This is a genomic window from Williamsia phyllosphaerae (assembly GCF_014635305.1).
Classification (GTDB): domain Bacteria; phylum Actinomycetota; class Actinomycetes; order Mycobacteriales; family Mycobacteriaceae; genus Williamsia_A; species Williamsia_A phyllosphaerae.
The window spans coordinates 1675779-1693773 of record NZ_BMCS01000001.1 but is presented as its reverse complement, the minus strand read 5'-3'; the positions used below and the strand labels follow the sequence as shown (position 1 = coordinate 1693773).

The following is a 17995-nucleotide window of genomic DNA, read 5'->3' as shown; positions in this document are numbered from 1 at the left end:
ACGACAGGAGCACCACATCATGGCCGCCGACAAGGGCAAACCGAAGGTGATCAACCCGCGCGACGCAGAGCGCAGGCGCAGCATCATCATCCGCGTCGCGGCCACCGCCGTGGTCGTGGTCGTCGCGGCGGCCATCGGGATCGGACTCATCGTGTCCAAGGACGACTCGACGTCCGGCGGCACCGCGGCCCCGACGGTCGCCACCGACACCGGCGCCTTCCGGGTCAGCGGACCCGCCGCGCCCAAGGCCACACTGACGCTGATCGAGGACTTCCAGTGTCCCGCGTGCAAGGCGTTCGAGTCGCAGTTCGGAGACGCGGTGAAGCAGATCCGCGCAAATCCCGAGGTGGCCGTGGAGTACAGGCCGATCGCGATCCTCGATCAGCAGTCGTCCACGCAGTACTCCACCCGTTCGGCGAATGCGTCGGCCTGTGTCGCCGAATCCACCGCCGCGAACGGCGATTTCACCAAGTGGCTCGCGTTCCACGACGCGCTGTACGCCCGGCAACCCGCCGAGGGCGGCGCCGGGCTCACCGACGCGACCCTGACCGATCTGGCGACCGCGGCCGGCGCACCGTCATCGGTCGGGTCGTGCATCGAGGACGGGCAGTACGCAGGCTGGGTCGGGGCACAGACGAGCGAGAAGTCCAAGGACAACCTCCAGGGAACCCCCCAGGTGGAGATCGACGGCAAGGTGGTGCAGGTCTCCACCCCTGCGGCGCTGATCGCGGCGGTCGACGCCGCAGTGGCGCGGTGACATTCGGCGAAAACGCCGGATCAGCCGGTGCGCCCCTGGTCGGCTCGGTAGGCCTGCATCAGATCGTCACGGGCTCTGGCGACGCGCGATCGGATCGTCCCGACCGGGCATCTGCAGACCTCCGCGGCGTCGGCGTAGGACAGACCCAGGAACTGCGTGAGCAGGAATGCCTCGCGCCGTGACTCCTCGAGGTCGTTGATGAGCATGTCCCATTCGACGCGGTCCTCGTATCGCTCGCCGACCGGGATCTCGACGACGCTGTCGGCGGCGGACCGGAACGCCGACGGCGGTCGGGCGCGTTCGTGCCGGATCTGATCGACGACGACGCGTCGGGCGATCGACAGGAGCCACGTGCGTGCGGTCGATCGGCCGGAGAAGCGGGGCAGGGCCCCGATGGCCCGGATGAACGTCTCCTGGGTGAGATCGTCGGCGCGACCGGCGTCACTGAGGTAGCTCACGAACCGCCAGACGTCTTTCTGAGTAGCCTTGACGAAGGATTCCAGAGCCTGACGGTCACCACGGGCAGCCGCGAAAGCGAGGGCCGTGATGTGGTCGTCGTCGGAATCGTCGGCCCTCACGTCGCCAACCGTATAGTGCCGACGCCGGGAACTCGAAGTCGCTGCGAGACGACCACTCGTGTGGACCGGCCGGCAACCGCGAGGGTGCCGAGTTCGACATCTCAGCCAGGAAAGCGCAGATCATGACCACCGCACCAGAGATCGACCTCAGTTCCACCCACACCCGCCGCCTCGAGCTCGAGGTCGCGGGGATGACGTGCGGCGCATGCGCGACGCGGGTGGAACGCAAGCTCGGCAAGGTCGACGGGGTGCGGGCGTCGGTCAACTACGCCACCCGTATCGCCACCGTCGACGCCGACGAATCGGTCAGCGTCGACGAACTGTGCGCGGTGGTCGACCGCGCCGGGTACGCCGCCGCCCCTCGGGCCGAGACGGTCACCTCCGACTCCGACCCGGATCGCGACCATGCCCGGTCGATCTTCCGTCGACTCGTCGTCGCCGTGGTGCTGTTCGTGCCCCTGGCCGACCTGTCGATCATGTTCTCGGTTGTCCCCGACACCCGCATCACGGGCTGGCAGTGGATTCTCGTGGCGCTGGCCCTGCCGATCCTGACGTGGTCGGCCTGGCCGTTCTATCGCGTCGCCGCACGCAACCTGCGCCATGGCACGTCGAGTATGGAGACACTCATCTCACTCGGCATCCTCGCCGCGGCCGGGTGGTCGCTGTACACGATGTTCGGCACCGACGGCGACGACGCGTCGCGAGGTGTGTGGCAGTCGATCGTCCACAGCGACTCCATCTATCTGGAGGTCGCCGCCGGCGTGACGGTCTTCGTCCTCGCCGGCCGCTATTTCGAGGCACGGGCGAAGTCCAATGCCGGCGGTGCTCTACGCGCTCTCGCCGCGTTGAGCGCCAAGGATGTGTCGATCCTGCTCACCGACGGAAGCGAGATGCGCATCCCGGTGGGCGAACTGAACGAGCAGCAGAAGTTCGTCGTCCGCCCGGGCGAGACCATCGCCACCGACGGGCTGGTGGTGTCGGGAACCGCCGGTGTCGACATGAGTGCGATGACCGGGGAGTCGCGACCGGTCGACGTGGAAGCCGGATCGACCGTCGTCGGCGGGACGGTGGCGCTCAACGGACGTCTCGTCGTCGAGGCCGCGGCAGTCGGCCCGGACACGAAGTTCGCCGCCATGATCCGCCTCGTCGAAGAAGCCCAGAGCGGCAAGGCCACCGCGCAGCGCCTCGCCGACCGGTTGTCCGCGGTCTTCGTGCCGTGCGTCGTCGTCCTCGCGGCCCTGACCCTCGCCGGGTGGGTGCTCTCCGGCGCGGGCCTGGAATCCGGGATCTCCGCCGCGCTCGCGGTACTGATCATCGCCTGCCCGTGTGCGCTGGGGCTGGCGACGCCGACAGCCCTGATGGTCGCGTCCGGACGCGGCGCGCAGCTGGGCATCTTCCTGAAGGGCCATCAGGCCTTGGACGCCTCGCGCCAGATAGACACCGTGGTGTTCGACAAGACCGGGACCGTCACCAACGGCGAACTGTCGGTGGTCGAGGTGACCCTGCTCGACGGGTGGGATCGCGATGAGGTCATGGGAGCGGTCGCAGCACTCGAGCGGGCCTCCGAACATGCTGTGGGCCAGGCGATCGCTGCGTCGGTGTCGGCCGACACCGAGTCGGACGAGGCCGTGGAGGACTTCACGGCCGAGACCGGTCACGGTGTGCACGGCCTTGTCGGGGCACGGTCGGTTGCCGTCGGCGCGCCGCGCTGGATCTCGGCCGGGCACACCGTGCACGCAAACCTCGCGCGGGCGAGGCGGCGCGGCGAGGAAGCCGGTCACACCGTCGTCTACGCACGTGTCGGTTCCGATGTGTGCGCGGCGATCAGCGTCGCCGACACGGTGAAAGACGATGCCGCGGAGGCAATCACGGAGCTGCATCGCCGCGGTATGCGCACCATGCTGGTCACCGGTGACAACGCCTCGGCCGCCGGAGCGGTCGCCGAGCGGGTCGGGATCACCGAGGTGGTGGCCGAGGTCCTGCCCGAGGGCAAGGTCGATCTCATCGACGAGCTCCGCGCGCAGGGCGCGACGGTCGCGATGGTGGGTGACGGGATCAACGACGGCCCGGCGCTGGCCACCGCCGATCTGGGTCTGGCCATCGGCCGCGGCACCGACGTCGCGATCGGCGCCGCCGACATCATCCTGGTGCGGCATGCGTTGATGACCGTGCCCGAGGCCCTGGGGTTGGCACGAGCGACCCGCCGGACCATCCGCACCAACATGGTGTGGGCGTTCGGTTACAACGTCGCCGCGATCCCGATCGCCGCGGCCGGACTGCTCAACCCGCTGATCGCCGGTGCGGCCATGGCGTTCTCGTCGTTCTTCGTGGTGTCCAACAGCCTTCGCATCCGTCAGTTCGCCAAGCGCCCGGACACCCTTCGCCGAGACCTGTATGCGGACACCGGTACGGACGGATCGGTGTACGACCCCTCGGACGAGATGTCCTCAGCGTCGCGTGCGTGACAACTCGTCCAACATCGCGTTGTAGGAGGCGAGTTCGTCGTCGGGGTAGGCGTCGGCCTGACGGTCGGCTCGGGCGCCGGCCCGACGATCCGATGCCGCCCACTGACTCACCAGCGCGATGACGACGATGACGACCGGCACTTCGCTTGCGCCCCAGGCGATCGCACCGCCGAGGAACTGGTCGTGCTGCAGGTCGGTCATCCACGGGAGCTTGAGGAAGCCGTAGAAGTCATAGCCGATCACCGAGTTCATGGTCATCGTGGCGATGCCGAAGAACGCGTGGAAGGGCATCACCGCGAACAGCAGGCCGAGTCGTGCGAGAAACGGCAGGCGGCGCGGTCCGGGGTCGATGCCGATGATGGCCCAGTAGAAGAGATACCCGGTGACCAGGAAGTGGATGCTCATCAGCTCGTGGCCCCAGTGGTAGCGCGCCAGGGTGCCGAACAGCGGTGTGAAGTAGACGATGTAGAGCGAGGCGACGAAGACGATCAGCGCGGTGACGGGATGGCTGAAAAATGCCGTCACCCGTGAGTGCACCATCCACACGATCCACTCCCGCGGCCCCGGCAGCGCCCCGCGCTCGGCTGCGGGCACCGCACGCAACGCGAGCGTCACCGGCGCCCCGAGGACCAGCAACACCGGGATGAACATGTTGAGCACCATGTGCTCGATCATGTGGATGCTGAACAGGGCCATGCCGTAGGTACGCAGACCCGAGCTGGTGACCACCAGCAGCGACAGGCACCCGAGCATCCAGGAGATCGTCCGCCACCTCGACCAGACGATCTCGTGACGCGCGAGCTTCCGTACACCGAGGGCGTATGCCGCCGCGGCGACCACCGCACCGAGTCCGATTACGAGGTCCAGACGCCACATCGTCGCGATCGTCTGCAGCGTCGGCGGATCGGGGAGGTCGTATCCCAGGAAGACGTCGAGCGCGGTGAAGTCGTGCACGAGCAGACCGGGTGCGGTTCGCGTCTCCATACCGGCACACATGGCCAGGAAGACCATCATGGCGACGGCGATCGTCGTGGTCGCGGACACGAACCCCGAGCGGGTCAACGTGGTCGCACGTGATGCGCGCAGCGCCCGGGCGGCGACCGCCAGCGCGAAGACCGCGGCGATCACGGCCACGATCGCCATACGTCCGAACGCGGTGGTGGCGAGGAACCGGACGGGGACTCCGATCGCGATCTGGATCGCCGCGTAGACGATCGTCGCGCCTACCAGCGCGACCGTCGGGTAGAGGACACGGCGGCCGGTCTGCCCCAGGTCGGTGTCGGGGGTGTCGCCGACAGCGGTGATCGCCGATGCGACGGCCATGCCGATCGCGAGTGCGGCGGCCGCGAACACCACGATCGCGGTTCCGGTCGTGTAGTCGTGGTCCGGTCCCTGCCCTGCGCTTCCGGCCACTCCGAGCGCGATCACGCCGAGGAGACCGGGGACGAGAAGCAGGACGTGCGCCGTCCAGCGCAACGACCACCGGGCGACGGCCGCGATCACCACGGCACACAGCGCGCTGACGACCCAGGCCTTGGCCTGCTCGGTCGCATCGACGAGGCTGAACAGTGCTGCGCCGTCGAACACCCGGAAGACGGCGATACCCGACCGGTTCGCCGCGGTCAGGACGACCATGATGATCGCCACGACCGCCCACGCGATCGAGACCCGTTCCACCATGCGGTGGGCGCGGTACACCTCGAAGCCGATGGCACCGTCCCGGTCGGGGCGGGCGGCCATCGCCACGAAAGCCAACCCGCCGACACACACGGCGGCGGCGAGCAGGCCCAGGAAGAACAGCACCGGCGTCATCGTGGCCGTGAATCGGCCCGGAAAGGCATCACCCGTCTCGAGGAACGGGGTGCGGCCGCTGACCAGCGCGTACACCGCCATGACGATGGCGAGGACGGTGGCAGCGGCGAAGAAGACGGACGTCGGTGTCCGTCGCGCCGACGGTATGGCCGCCACCGGTGCTGCTGAGGACATCGACACGCCACTCTCTCGGGAATCAGGTCAACCCCGAGACTACGACGTGGCGTCGTAGTCGCCAATCCCGCCGACATCGGCGACCACGGTCCGCCGCAGGACCTCAGGCGGCGGAGTCGTCGACCGCGCGTATCCGACCGTGACCGTCAACCGACCGGTCATCGTCGGCAGGCATCGACGAACCGCCGGCGGGCGGGTGCGTCGACCGGGCACCGATCCGGTGTGCGGCCGCAGCGCACAGGAACGCGGCCACGACCGGAAGGTGCGAGACGCCCCGACTCATCGTGACGTCCGATGCGACGGCGTCGTGCACGACGTAGGCGAACAGGACGACGACGAACACGCCGAGCACCACCGCCAGGCCCGCGATCAGGCCATGCCACCGCGCGGCGGCGACCAGGCACACCCCCAGTGCCAGTGACCATGCCGTGGATTCGTTCATCAGGTGATCGCCCGACATCGTCGACATCGGACCCGATTGCGTCATCCCGAAATGCAGACCGGCCATCTGCGCGACACCCACACCGACCATGACCAGTCCGACCACGAAGAGCGCCGCGTAGATACCGGTGAACCTGAGCCACCGCACCGACCGCACCCATGCGCCGGTGGGAGTGGAATCGACCCGGGCCAGGATCTGCGGGGTCTGATCGACATCAGGTGACGTGACCGCGGGGAGGTGATGCACCTGCTGGTCGACGAAGCGAACCCAGGCCTGACAGTCGCGACATCCGGCCACGTGCTCGTCGACGCGGGCTGCGGGCACCGACTCGCGCTCACCGTCGACACGCGCCGACAGCGCCTCACGCGCCACCTCACACTCCACGGCCCCATCATCGCGCACTTGAATGCTGTGATCCAGCGCGCACATCTCGCGGGAACCGGATGCCCGACCGGGCCGACTACTCGTGCGATCACCTCCAGCACCGATGAAGCGAGACGCGCAGTGAGCCAGACCGTCGATCCCCTACCGCTCGGGGACCCCGATCCCGCGACCCCGACGACGCAACCGACGGGCGCGCGCATCCCGACGACGCCGACAACGTGGGTGCGGCTGCGACCGTTGGTCATGCGCCTGCACTTCTACGGCGGAATGCTCGCCGGGCCGTTCCTACTCATCGCAGCGGTCACCGGACTTCTCTACACCTTCACACCGCAGCTGGATCCGATCGTCTTCCGAGACGAGCTCAAGGTCGACCAGGTCGGCGACGCCCCGCTGCCGATGAGCGAGCAGATCGCGCGTGCGATGGCCGCACACCCCGAGGGCGAGGTCACCAGCATCCGACCTCCGTCGGCGCCGGATGAGACGACCCAGGTCGTGATGGCCGCGCCGGATGTCCCGACCGACTACAGCCGCACCGTGTTCGTCGACCCCTACAAGGGTGAGGTCCGGGGCGCTCTGACCACGTACGGCCAGTGGCTACCCATCCGAGCGTGGTTCGACGAGTTCCATCGCAACCTCCATCTGGGTGAATTCGGCCGCAACTACAGCGAACTCGCGGCGAGCTGGATGTGGGTCGTGGCCCTCGGCGGGCTGGCGTTGTGGATCGGGTACCGATCGCGCACGAAGAAGCTGCGCCGTCTCGCGGTCCCCGATCGCGAGAAGAGCGGGCGGACGCGCACCCTGTCCTGGCACGGGTCGGTCGGATTGCTCGTCGTCGCAGGGCTTCTGGGACTGTCGATCACCGGCTTGACCTGGTCGCGGTACGCAGGCGAGTCGATCTCCGACCTCCGGACGTCGCTGAGCTGGACCACCCCGTCGGTCACCACCGTCCTCTCGGGCGAGACGCCCTCCGACACCGGCGCCTCGCACCACGATTCCGGCGCGGGACCCGCGGCAACCGACGCGTTGACCCCCGAGCAGGCGTTACGCGGCGTCGACCGGGTGCTCACGACCGCGGACACCGCGGGCCTGCAGCGGCCGATGTGGCTGTACCCGCCGACCGCGGCCGGCGAGGGGTGGCGCGTCGAGGAGAACAAACGTCGCGCACCGACCCGCTCCGACGCGATCACCGTCGACCCCGGATCGGGTCAGATCACCGACCGCGTCGACTTCGCAAGCTGGCCGCTGATCGCGAAGATGACCAACTGGACGATCGACATGCACATGGGCATCCTGTTCGGGATCGTCAACCAGATCGTGTTGGCGCTGTTGATGGTCGGTCTCATCACCGTGATCATCCGTGGCTACATCATGTGGTGGCAGCGCAGGCCCACCCGTCACCGCGGCTTGCCACGGGCACCGCGCCGCGGGGCGTTGTCGGAGCTGAAACCGATCGAGGCGTTGGTGCTGATCGTCGTGATCGCGGCGATCGGCTGGTACGTACCGCTGTTCGGGTTGTCGCTGGGCGCCTTCGTCGTCATCGATGCGGCGGTGGGGCTGTTGCGGCCACGACAGAGCCGCTCGGCACCGACGCAGGCCGCATGATCACCGATCTCGCTCTGCGCTGGCTGGTGACCCTCCTGTTCGCGGCCGCCGTCGCCGAATGCGGTTATTCCCTGACGCGGCATCGGCACTCGGCCCGGTCGGTGGTCGGACACCTGCTCCACCTGATCATGTCGGTCGCGATGATCGTGATGGCATGGCCGTTCGGGATGGAGGTACCGAACATCCCCCCGATGGTCTTCTTCGTGGTCGCGGCACTCTGGTACCTGGGTGTCGTGGTGGCGACCCGTATCGGCTGGAGGACTCCCCTCCTCGGCCTGTACCACTCCGCGATGATGGGCGCGATGGCGTGGATGTACGCGGTGATGGACGGAACGCTGCTCCCGGGCACCACGCCGATGATGCCGATGGCGATGTCCGACTCCGACGACATGTCGACGGCGGGCATGGACATGTCGTCGTCTCACGACGGCCATGCCATGTCGAGCACGGGCTGGGTGTCCGTCGCGAACACCGCGATCGTCATCGGGTTCGGTGTCGCAGCCCTGTGGTGGCTGTACCGCTACCTGGTTGCACGGCAGTCGGATCCAGGTGGCCGCTCGTTGCTGCGCCACGCCGGCACACTGTGCCAGGCGTTCATGGCCGCCGGTATGGCGATCATGTTCTCGGTCATGTGAGGAGACGAGCGTCGAGTGGGTCGGCGCGTGACGCGCCACCTCATCTTCATACCGGCCCCTGTTGTGGTGGACACCACGTAACGCGCAGGTGTCTGGCAGCGATGGTCCAGTACAGACGTACCGCACCGTCGCGGCACGTGGTCAGCGAGGTCAACGTCGTGCCGTACCCGAACCGCTCATCCGCCCGCGACACCGCCGGCGCTTTCCTCGACGTGATCGCTGACCACACCCGCGAGCTCTACGCGCGGGCAGCTGACGACCTCGACGGCCATGGCGCCTGCTACGAGCTGGTCGCCGACATCCTCGTTCAGAGCATCCCCACCCACACACCGCTGCGCGATCTACGCCATCGGCCACTGAACTCCGTTGCCGATCAGATCGCGCTCGCCCTGTTCACCGCGCACCGCAGCCTGAGCCCGCACACCGTGGAAGCAGACACACTCGCCGAACTCCGCCGACGTCTGACCGCTGCACGCGACACCCCGCAGTCGACCGCAGCCCAGCTACCGGCGGCTCGTGCGACCACCAACGGCCGTCGGCCGGGAGTCTGCGACTACCACCTCACGTAGGAAGTTCTGTCGGTCACAGATCGATTCGGCCGCTGCGGCTGTGGAATTCGCCGGTGGGCCCGCTCTGATCGAGGGTGGCGAGGTTCACGGTGGCGTCGGTGCCTTCACTCACCGTCTGATGGCCCGTGTTCCCGTTCAGGTCCGTAGCGGTGTAGCCGGGATCGGAGGCGTTGACCCGCATCCCCGGGAGGTTCTTGGCGTACTGGACCGTCAGGGTGATGACCGCCGCTTTCGAGGCTGCGTACGGGATGGCGGCGACCGGGAACTCGTCGCGCTGCGGATCCTGCAGGAAGCGGCCCATGCCGACACCGGAGGCCACGTTCACGATGACCGGGTTGGACGATTCCCGCAGCAGCGGCAGGGCCGCCTGCGTCACCCTGACGATGCCGACGACGTTGGTGTCGAGAGTGGCCGTCATGGCGTCGGCGTCGAGATCGTCGACGCCGTGGGCGGTGCCGACGACACCGGCGTTGTTGACCAGGACATCCAACCGGGGGATGGCCGACAGCGCCTCGCTGACCGACGCGGTGTCGGTGACGTCGAGACGGATCACCTGCGCCCCCAGCGCGCGCACATCATCGGCGTTGTCCGGGTCGCGGACACCGGCCACCACCTCGTGGCCCGCCTCGATGAGTCGACGGGTGGTCTCGAGTCCGAGGCCCTTGTTCGCTCCTGTGATCAATGTTGTGGTCATGGGGTTCAATCCTGGGGTCCAGACGTTCGACGTTCCAGGTACTGCTGATACCACCCCGAGGTCGCCCGGGCGATGCAGGATGGTGTGCATGAGCGAACTGTCGACCGTGCTGCGCGCCTGGCGGGACCGGACCCGGCCCGAGGAGGTCGGGTTGCCCACGATCCCCGGTCGGCGGACCCCCGGTCTACGGCGGGAGGAGCTCGCCGCGCTGGCGACCGTGAGCGTCGATTACATCGTCCGACTCGAGCAGGGTCGGGCGCGCCACCCGTCGGCACAGACCGTCGCCGCGCTGGCCCGGGCGCTGCGACTCACCGACGAGGAGGTGGACCACCTGTACCAGGTGGCCGGGTTGGCGGCGCCACGCGGACACGTTGTCCCGCAACACATCAGTCCGGGGGTGCGCCGGATGGTCGACCGTCTCGGGGACGTCCCGTTGGCGGTGTTCACCGCGACGTGGGACATCATCCACTGGAACGGCCTCTGGGCGGCCATCAGTGGCGATCCCGCCCGGCGACAGGCAATCGACCGAAATGTGGTGTGGCGGCACTTCACCGACCACTTCCCCGACGTCAGCTACGACGACATCCATCGCGAGGAGTTCAGCGAGGATCTCGTCGCCGATCTTCGTGCTGCGCGTGCCCGCTACCCGGACGATCGCGATCTGAGGGAACTCGTGGCACGGCTTCGGGCGACGAGTGTCGACTTCGACGCCCGGTGGGGACGCGCGAGCATGTCGGTGCACAAGTCGAGTCGGAAGGTGATGACGACGTCGGTGGGTCCGATCGCCATCGACTGCGACGTGCTCACCGCACCGGGGAGCGATCTGCGAATCGTCGTCTACACGACCGCTCCGGGATCGGAAGACGAACAACGCCTCGAATTGCTGCGGGTCGTGGGAACCCAGACTCTGGTCTGAGACGGCCTGCCTGTCGACGACGGGTCGCCACCTTGCCATCATCGTCGAAAGTAGAAACCTGCTTCGAGGTCACTCAGAAGATCTGGGTGTCGGGGCACCCAGTCGAGAAGCTCGCGGGTGACAGCGCTCGACGCGGGGATGTCGGTACCGGTCAGCAGCGCGAGCGGTCCATCGAGAAGCGGGAACTGCTCACCGGCTCTGTCCGCGTTGATGGTCACCGTCGGAACCCCCGCGCCGCGCCCGACCGCCTCCGCGATGACACGGAAGTCGATGCCTTCCTCGGCGATCGCGTGCAGTCGGGTCCCCGCGGGCGCACGCTCGACGGCAATGCGGAAGAGCCGGGCGGCGTCGCGCTGGTGGACGGCGGGCCACCGATTACGCCCGTCTCCGATATAGGCGGACACGCCACTCGTGCGCGCCATCTGCACGAGCATGGGGATGAACCCGCGGGAGTCCTCGTCGCCGTGGACCAGAGTCGCCAACCGAACGACGACAACACGCACTCCGCGCTCTGCGAGCGCCAGCACCGCGAGCTCGGTCTCCCGACGCGGGAGGGCGGCGCTGTCGTCACCGACATCTCCCTCGGTGATCACCCGGCCCGGCGCGATCATCGACGTTGCCGAGGCGAACACGAGCGGACGGTCGGATCCCTCCAGCGCACCACCGAGAGTCAACATCGCCTGCCGGTCGACGGTCACGGCATCAGCGAAGCTCATCTGGCCGTAGGCACCCGCCAGGTGGATCACTCCGTCGGCCATGTCCGCACCCGTTCTCAGCGACTCGGCATCGGTGAGGCTGCCGCGGTGCGCTGCGGCTCCCGCGGCCGACAATGCCTCGGCGGCGCGGTCCGAACGCGCAAGACCGATGACGTCATGGCCCTCCTCGATCAGTTCACGGACGACGGCAGAACCGATGAAACCGGACCCACCGGTGACGAACACGCGCATCTGGACCTCCACATGACTACGCTGGCCGTAGCGCCAGGATCTGACACTAACACGTAGTGTCACAATATGGCGCTACGAAGGGACGTCCCATGCCGCGGAGCGGTCAGGAGGCTCGACACCGCCTGCAGCAGGCTGCCCTGGAGCTGTTCGCCGAGAACGGCTTCGACCGAACGACCACCGCCGAGATCGCGGCTCGCGCAGGTGTCAACGACCGCACCTTCTTTCGACACTTCCCCGACAAACGCGAAGTCCTGTTCGGCGGTGAGGCCGAGCTGCGCGATCTGTTGGTCGCGTCGGTGAACAGCTCCGCGGCCACCGATCCGGTACTGGACACGCTGCTGACCGCCTGCCTGACCACCGTCGAGTTCCACGATTCAGGTCGTGATTTCGCCCGACCCCGGCATGCATTGGTCGTGGCGACTCCCGAGCTGCGGGAACGGGAACTGTCCAAGATGGCAGCCCTGGCCACCGCGGTGGCAGAGTCACTGCAGCAGCGCGGAATCCCCGAAGCGCGATCACGACTCGCCGCTCAGATCGGAATGGCGGCGTTCGTCTGCGCCGTCGACTCGTGGTACGACGACCCCTCGCCCGGTCTCGCGGCACTGCTCCGGCTGGCGTTCGACGACGTCGCGTCGATCAGCTCATCTCGGTGACGGAACTGTCTTGTTCCAGCACCTACCAATCGGTAGGTGCTGCGGCGCTAACGTGAGCCTCACATGTTGGCCGAGGCCGCACGGACGCCGGAATATCGTGCGTCGGGTGCTGGTCGAGGCCCCGACGACCCAGGAATCCGCATGGCAGTCTCGTTGATCAACCCGGATGGACACGTCCGGATCCCGCTGTATCACCATGTGGCCGTGGCCACCGGGTCCAAGCAGATCCATCTCGCCGGACAGGTCGCGTGGGACAGCGACGGAAACCTCGTCGCGCCTGACGATCTCGCCGGACAGGTCGCGCAGGTGTACCGCAACGTCGCCAAGTCGCTCGCCGCGGCCGGCGCCACATTTGCGGACGTGGTGCGGTTCACCTGGTACGCGGTGGACTGGGAGAAGTCGAAGATGGACGCGTTCACCGCAGGTGTCGAACAGGCCGGCCGCGAGTTCGATCTGTCGACGCCACCGCTGGCGCTGATCGGTGTCAGCATCCTCTACGAGCCCGGCATCCTCATCGAGGCCGAGGTCACCGCGGTCGTCGACTGACCGCGCGCCGGTGTGGGCTTCGGGCCGAGGTACCGAACTGATCGACGAGGCAGCGACGGTGTGCTCACCGCTTCAGATGACGGGGCAGGGCCTGATGGGTCGGCGACTTACGCGCAGCATCGATCATCAGAGCGGAGAAGCGACGCGCAGCGAACAGCCGATTCTCGGGCGGGGTGCTCGCCAGTCCGCGGTTGGCCGTCAAGAACAGAATGAGATCCGCGACGACGAAGTCGGTCCGCAAGTCGCCCTGCGCTTTTGCTCTACGGACCAGGTCGGCGAATTCACCGACCATCTCTGTCCGGTGCGATCTCACGTCGACGACGTCCGGATACTCCGCGAGGAAGGCCTCGGTGAAACCCTGGTTCTCCGACTGTAGTTCGCTGAGTTCCGTCAGTACGTAGCAGAATCCTCGCCACGGGTCGGCGTCGTCGAAGCCGGTCCGCACGATCTCACGACACCTGCCGAACTCGTCCATGAACGCCTCCACGACCAAGTCCTTCTTGGTCGGGAACCGCCGGTACAGCGTCGCCGGGCCGACGCCCGCCCTGCGTGCCACCTCGCGCATGGAGACCCCGAGACCGTCGGTCGCGAACACCTCGCGCGCCACCTCAAGGATGCGGTCGCGGTTGTCCTTCGCGTCGGACCGGAGGAACTGATGCAGGTGATCGCCCATGGCTATCACTTTACGTAAACGGACGGGGGCGTCCGTTACGTTCGAGATCATCACTCACCCCCGGAGGTTTCCAGTGAAGGCAATAGCGGTCCACACATTCGGCAGCCCCGACGGCATGGGGGTCATCGAACCCGCCACGCCCACTCCAGCGGTCGGAGAAGTTCTCATCCAGACCGATGCCATCGGGGTCGGAGGGGTCGATGCCGTCATCCGCCGAGGCACGGTGACCGGTGCCGGCTTCGGTTCTGGGTACACACCGGGCAGCGAGGTGGCCGGGATGGTCACCGGGGTCGGCGACGGCGTGGACCAGAGCTGGGTGGGCCGGCGCGTCTGGGCCTTCACCGGCGTCGGTGGCGGTTACGCGGAGCAGGCAATCGCATCTGTCGACAATGTGGTCGAGCTCCCCGACGGGCTTCCCAGCGTCGATGCGGTTGCGCTCGGAAGTGCCGCGCCAGTGGCGCATTTCGCGCTCGTCCACGCCCACTTCATCGCGGGTGAGTCGGTCCTCGTGCGAGGCGCATCCGGCAGCATCGGAATCGCGGCGGTTGAGCTTGCCTCTCGCGGCGGCGCAGGCTCGATAGCCGTGACCACGTCATCGGCCTCACGCGGGGAACTGCTACGCCGATTCGGTGCGACGCACGTGCTCGACCGCGACGGTAACGGAGACGGACCCGAGCTGTTCGACGTCATCATCGACGTCGTCGCGGGCGCGGCGTTGCCACGCTTCATCGAGCGTCTCGCATTCAACGGCCGGATGGTTCTCGTCGGCGTCGTGGCCGGCTATCCCCCGTCAGATTTCGGCATGACCCTTCTGGGCGCCTTCCAGAAATCGTTGACGCTGAGCACATTCAGTCTCGATACCGTGCCGAGGGTTGATCGCGACCGGACTCGGATCGAACTGTTCGACGCTGCCGTGCGCGGCGACATCCACGCAGTCGTCCAGGATGTCCTCCCGCTGGACCGGGCCGCCGACGCCCACCGACGCATGGACGACGGCACAGTCTTCGGCAGGCTGGTCTTGCGACCGTGAAACTCCTGGTGCGACCGCCGAGGAATCAGTCGTTCAACTCCCCATGATTCGTCTCGGCCCACTGCGCCAGTGCCAGAACGGGTCCGGTCGCGAGCGACTCACCCAGGTCGGTCAGCCGGTAGACGTTTCCGACGTCATCCTTCTCGACCAGCCCGGCGTCGCGCAGCCTCCGCAACGACTCGTGCAAAGACTTGTCGCTGATGCCCCCGATGGCCGACACGAGGGCGGCACGCCGAGAGGGCCCACTCCTCAGGACCGTCAGGACCACCGCGTCCCACTGGTGGGAAATCAGGTCGACGCCGAGTCGCACGAAGCAGTCGGCTGCGGCGGGCAACGGTTCTCGCATCGAGCTCTCCCGGGGGCTGGTGAGACCTACCGATTGGTAGGTCTGTCCACACTAGCGTTTCCACCGGAGCAGCAGCAGACGACTTTGTTGCGCCGGAGACATCACCAGGAGACGCCATGACCGACCATCATTCGAATCGACCGATCCTCCCCGGCGAGAACGTGATCGTCGTGCTCGGGGCGACGGGGCAACAGGGCGGATCGGTCGCCTCGGCTCTGAACGCCGACGGGTGGAGAGTTCGCGCGGTGGTGCGCGACCCATCGAGCGCGCCGGCCCGACAGCTCAAAGCCACCGGGATCGAGACGATCGCCGGAGACCTCGCCGATCCGACATCGCTGCGATCCGCTTTCGTCGGCGCGTACGGGGTGTTCAGTGTCCAACCCAGCTCGGGACAGGCCAACACCGAGATGAGCGACGACGACGAGGTGGCCTGGGGTGTCTTGGTCGCCGACCTCGCCGGAGAAGCCGGTGTCGAACACCTCGTCTACAGCTCGGCGATCGCAGCGGGGTCGACGCCGACCGGAATCGGCCACTTCGACACCAAGAGTCGCATCGAGGCACACGTCCGGGGCCTTGACATCGCGAGCACGATCATCCGGCCCGCCAGCTTCATGGAGATCCTCCTGCTTCCCGGGATGGGACTGGCCGACGGGGTGTTCACGTTTCTGATGCGGAAGGACCAGGCGGTGCAGGTACTCGCTGTGCGCGACATCGGTCTCGTCGTCGCGGAGATCTTCGGCTCGCCTTCTTCTTTCGTCGACCGCACCATAGATCTCGCCGGCGACTCGCTCACCGGCGATGAGCTGGCACATCACCTCGGCACCGCGCTCGATCGTCCGGTCTCCTACCGCCGGATCCCCGATGACGTCCTGCGGGGGAACGATCTGCTGGGGAGACTGGCGGCCGCGGTGGACGACGGCAGGTTGGCCGGACACGCCGACCTCACGGCGCTTCGCCAGACCTTTCCATTCCTGCTCCGCTTCGATGAGTGGCTGGCCGGCCTCGACGCCCAGACCCTCGCTGCAGCAACGCAGTCATCGACCGGTGGAGTTGCGTTGCGCTGACGATGATCTCAAGCCGATCGATTCGCGACAGCGTAAACGTGCGGGGCAAGTCACTGTCCGGTCCGACCACCGTCACCTACGCGTCAGGCCTCTTCAGCACGGCGTCCACCGCGTAGTACAACGTCGCCGTCTCCGAGTGCAGGACGGAGTCGTCGAACGGCACCGCGCGATCGAGCCACAGACCGTTCAGCACAGTGTTGAGGAACGTGGCCTGTTGTCCGAGATCGCCGTCGACGCGGACACCCTCTTTGTCGAGAACGGTCAACCAGTGTTCCACCCTGCGTCTGCCTTCGTCGACGATCGCCGCGTAGGACGCCTTTCGCGCATTCGTGGGTTCGGGCTCCACGAAGGCCTCGAAAAATTTGATCCAGGCCTGCCGAGCCTGGTCGCCGAGGAGAGGCGCGAGGACCAGACGCAAACACTGCACCAGACGGTCGCGCGCAGGAAGTGACGAGTCGTGGATGACCCCGTCGTCCGTTGTGACCGCGTCATAGATGGTCTCGAGTACTGCATCCCTCAGTGCACGCTGCGTCGGGAAGTGATGGCGCAGCGATCCCATGCTCACACCCGCCCTGGCCGCCACCGAACGCACGCTCAGCGACGCCGCCTGATCCTCACCGAACATCTCGCACGCAGCAATCAAGATTCTTTCCCTCGAGCCGAGCTCATTCGCCACGTCGCGCTCCCCTCATCGAACCGCACACTGTGCTAGCACAGTGTGCTACCGTCAGCACACTCATTCGAACAGTACAGCGTGCTAGCGGCTCGACCAGGAAGGAAGACCGTGTTCGACACATGGAAACGCACCAGGGCAGCGCGCCGGATCACGAGAGGCGACGGGCACGCTCTTCAGCGGTTTCGCTGGTGGCAGCTCCCCGGGCGAGCACTGTTCTATCTGCGCCGTCCCGATGCTGACTACGCGGTCGACGTCCGCCACTGGCAGAAGCAGGGTTCGGGCGGGGTGAGGGCGGGTCTTTACCGCGACGGCCGGCACTGTGCGGAGTCGAAGCTACCTGCGGCGTTCGGCGTCGACGGCGGCACCATCGAGGTCGCGATGAGCGGATTCGGCATCAAGCGCTGCCACTTCGTCGCCGACGACGGATCCGAGCATCAACTCAGCCCCGACCCTGCCTCCGCCGAAGGGCGCCGGGCACGCCTCGACAACAACCATCGGGCGGCGAGCCGGGTGATCGGGGTTGCGTCGACGATCATCCTCGTCACCGGCCTCGCCCTGCTGCTCCTGCAACTCGCCGAGCAGATTTCGGCGGTACCACCGATCGCGAATTCCGTCGGGATCTTCACCTCGCCCATCAGCCTGCACGTGTGGTCGAACATCGCGCTGGGGTTCGCCACGGCGATTGCCAGCACCGAACGCAGCTTTCGGCTGCGTTATCACTGGCTGCTCGACGGCGCGGCCAACTGACATCCGAAAGGCATCATCGATGAGAACTGTTCGCCCCACACTGTTCGTCGCTCTGACCGCACTGGCGCTCGCCGGATGCTCGTCGCCGGCAACGCCGAAGAGCGAGACCATCCCGGCGCCACCCCTGGCCTCCTGGACGGCATGTCCAGACGACGTCAAAGCAACCGAACTGCAGTGCGCCACAATCCCGGTACCTCTCGACTACAACGAACCCGACGGTCCCACGATCGACCTCACCATCTCCAGACTGGCGTCCGAGAACCCTGCCAAACGTCGCGGCGTCCT

General features: G+C 67.2%; 19 protein-coding genes. 11 read left to right on the top strand and 8 right to left on the bottom strand.

What is annotated here, in order from left to right; translation table 11 throughout:
* Nucleotides 1–19 precede the first annotated feature (19 nt).
* Nucleotides 20–757: a DsbA family protein gene (locus tag IEV93_RS07985; RefSeq protein ID WP_188488551.1), complete on the top strand. Its 738-nt coding sequence runs from the start codon at nucleotides 20–22 to the stop codon at nucleotides 755–757.
* A 20-nt stretch (nucleotides 758–777) separates the two neighbouring features.
* On the opposite strand, the gene sigC is transcribed toward IEV93_RS07985, so the two are convergent.
* On the bottom strand, nucleotides 778–1335 hold the full coding sequence (gene sigC, locus IEV93_RS07980) for an RNA polymerase sigma factor SigC (RefSeq protein ID WP_188488549.1): 558 nt from the start codon (nucleotides 1333–1335) through the stop codon (nucleotides 778–780).
* A gap of 122 nt (nucleotides 1336–1457) precedes the next feature.
* Between sigC and IEV93_RS07975 the strand changes: the two genes are divergently transcribed.
* Nucleotides 1458–3800 carry a heavy metal translocating P-type ATPase gene (locus IEV93_RS07975; protein ID WP_188488547.1) on the top strand — a complete coding sequence of 781 codons (2343 nt, stop codon included), beginning with the start codon at nucleotides 1458–1460 and terminating at the stop codon, nucleotides 3798–3800.
* Here IEV93_RS07975 and IEV93_RS07970 read toward each other — a convergent pair.
* Both IEV93_RS07970 and IEV93_RS07965 read right to left on the bottom strand, forming a co-directional pair.
* A complete protein-coding gene (locus IEV93_RS07970) occupies nucleotides 3783–5786 on the bottom strand; it encodes a cytochrome c oxidase assembly protein (RefSeq protein ID WP_188488545.1) in 2004 nt (667 codons plus the stop codon). The genes IEV93_RS07975 and IEV93_RS07970 overlap by 18 nt on opposite strands.
* Before the next feature lie 103 nt (nucleotides 5787–5889).
* The gene (locus IEV93_RS07965) at nucleotides 5890–6600 is read right to left on the bottom strand and encodes a DUF2275 domain-containing protein (protein ID WP_188488542.1); all 711 of its coding nucleotides are present in this window, start codon (nucleotides 6598–6600) and stop codon (nucleotides 5890–5892) included.
* A gap of 132 nt (nucleotides 6601–6732) precedes the next feature.
* Between IEV93_RS07965 and IEV93_RS07960 the strand changes: the two genes are divergently transcribed.
* The 3 genes from IEV93_RS07960 to IEV93_RS07950 all read left to right on the top strand — a co-directional run bounded on the left by IEV93_RS07960 (nucleotide 6733) and on the right by IEV93_RS07950 (nucleotide 9418).
* Nucleotides 6733–8214 (top strand): PepSY-associated TM helix domain-containing protein, encoded by a 1482-nt coding sequence (locus IEV93_RS07960; RefSeq protein WP_371873799.1) that lies wholly within the window; start codon nucleotides 6733–6735, stop codon nucleotides 8212–8214.
* On the top strand, nucleotides 8211–8849 hold the full coding sequence (locus IEV93_RS07955) for a DUF5134 domain-containing protein (RefSeq protein WP_188488540.1): 639 nt from the start codon (nucleotides 8211–8213) through the stop codon (nucleotides 8847–8849). Before IEV93_RS07960 ends, IEV93_RS07955 begins: the two co-directional genes overlap by 4 nt.
* A gap of 101 nt (nucleotides 8850–8950) precedes the next feature.
* Nucleotides 8951–9418 carry a hypothetical protein gene (locus tag IEV93_RS07950; protein WP_188488538.1) on the top strand — a complete coding sequence of 156 codons (468 nt, stop codon included), beginning with the start codon at nucleotides 8951–8953 and terminating at the stop codon, nucleotides 9416–9418.
* Between the two features lie 13 nt (nucleotides 9419–9431).
* On the opposite strand, the gene IEV93_RS07945 is transcribed toward IEV93_RS07950, so the two are convergent.
* Complete coding sequence (locus IEV93_RS07945; protein ID WP_188488536.1) at nucleotides 9432–10112, bottom strand: SDR family NAD(P)-dependent oxidoreductase; 681 nt, start codon at nucleotides 10110–10112, stop codon at nucleotides 9432–9434.
* Nucleotides 10113–10200: 88 nt separating this feature from the next.
* On the opposite strand from IEV93_RS07945, the gene IEV93_RS07940 reads away from it, so the two are divergent.
* Nucleotides 10201–11028: a helix-turn-helix transcriptional regulator gene (locus IEV93_RS07940; protein WP_188488534.1), complete on the top strand. Its 828-nt coding sequence runs from the start codon at nucleotides 10201–10203 to the stop codon at nucleotides 11026–11028.
* Nucleotides 11029–11066: 38 nt separating this feature from the next.
* Here the strand turns inward: IEV93_RS07940 and IEV93_RS07935 are convergent, their stop codons facing one another.
* Nucleotides 11067–11975, bottom strand: coding sequence for an SDR family oxidoreductase (locus IEV93_RS07935; RefSeq protein ID WP_188488532.1), 909 nt, complete (start codon nucleotides 11973–11975; stop codon nucleotides 11067–11069).
* A gap of 89 nt (nucleotides 11976–12064) precedes the next feature.
* Between IEV93_RS07935 and IEV93_RS07930 the strand changes: the two genes are divergently transcribed.
* Together IEV93_RS07930 and IEV93_RS07925 are read left to right on the top strand one after the other, a co-directional pair.
* Complete coding sequence (locus tag IEV93_RS07930) at nucleotides 12065–12628, top strand: TetR family transcriptional regulator (RefSeq protein ID WP_188488530.1); 564 nt, start codon at nucleotides 12065–12067, stop codon at nucleotides 12626–12628.
* A 141-nt stretch (nucleotides 12629–12769) separates the two neighbouring features.
* Nucleotides 12770–13174: a RidA family protein gene (locus IEV93_RS07925; protein WP_188488528.1), complete on the top strand. Its 405-nt coding sequence runs from the start codon at nucleotides 12770–12772 to the stop codon at nucleotides 13172–13174.
* A 64-nt stretch (nucleotides 13175–13238) separates the two neighbouring features.
* Here IEV93_RS07925 and IEV93_RS07920 read toward each other — a convergent pair whose 3' ends face one another.
* Nucleotides 13239–13847: a TetR/AcrR family transcriptional regulator gene (locus IEV93_RS07920; protein ID WP_188488526.1), complete on the bottom strand. Its 609-nt coding sequence runs from the start codon at nucleotides 13845–13847 to the stop codon at nucleotides 13239–13241.
* On the opposite strand from IEV93_RS07920, the gene IEV93_RS07915 reads away from it, so the two are divergent.
* Nucleotides 13846–14877, top strand: a complete 1032-nt coding sequence (locus tag IEV93_RS07915) for a zinc-binding dehydrogenase (protein ID WP_308690934.1) — start codon at nucleotides 13846–13848, stop codon at nucleotides 14875–14877. The genes IEV93_RS07920 and IEV93_RS07915 overlap by 2 nt on opposite strands.
* A 25-nt stretch (nucleotides 14878–14902) precedes the next feature.
* Here the strand turns inward: IEV93_RS07915 and IEV93_RS07910 are convergent, their stop codons facing one another.
* Entirely contained in the window at nucleotides 14903–15223 is a 321-nt protein-coding gene (locus IEV93_RS07910; RefSeq protein ID WP_188488522.1) for a winged helix-turn-helix transcriptional regulator, read from the bottom strand.
* A 116-nt stretch (nucleotides 15224–15339) separates the two neighbouring features.
* Between IEV93_RS07910 and IEV93_RS07905 the strand changes: the two genes are divergently transcribed.
* The gene (locus IEV93_RS07905; RefSeq protein ID WP_188488520.1) at nucleotides 15340–16287 is read left to right on the top strand and encodes an NmrA/HSCARG family protein; all 948 of its coding nucleotides are present in this window, start codon (nucleotides 15340–15342) and stop codon (nucleotides 16285–16287) included.
* Between the two features lie 76 nt (nucleotides 16288–16363).
* Here the strand turns inward: IEV93_RS07905 and IEV93_RS07900 are convergent, their stop codons facing one another.
* Nucleotides 16364–16930 carry a TetR/AcrR family transcriptional regulator gene (locus IEV93_RS07900; protein WP_229704961.1) on the bottom strand — a complete coding sequence of 189 codons (567 nt, stop codon included), beginning with the start codon at nucleotides 16928–16930 and terminating at the stop codon, nucleotides 16364–16366.
* Nucleotides 16931–17071: 141 nt separating this feature from the next.
* Here IEV93_RS07900 and IEV93_RS07895 point away from each other — a divergent pair, with 141 nt between their 5' ends.
* On the top strand, nucleotides 17072–17710 hold the full coding sequence (locus tag IEV93_RS07895) for a hypothetical protein (RefSeq protein ID WP_188488516.1): 639 nt from the start codon (nucleotides 17072–17074) through the stop codon (nucleotides 17708–17710).
* The last annotated feature ends 285 nt before the right edge of the window (nucleotides 17711–17995 follow it).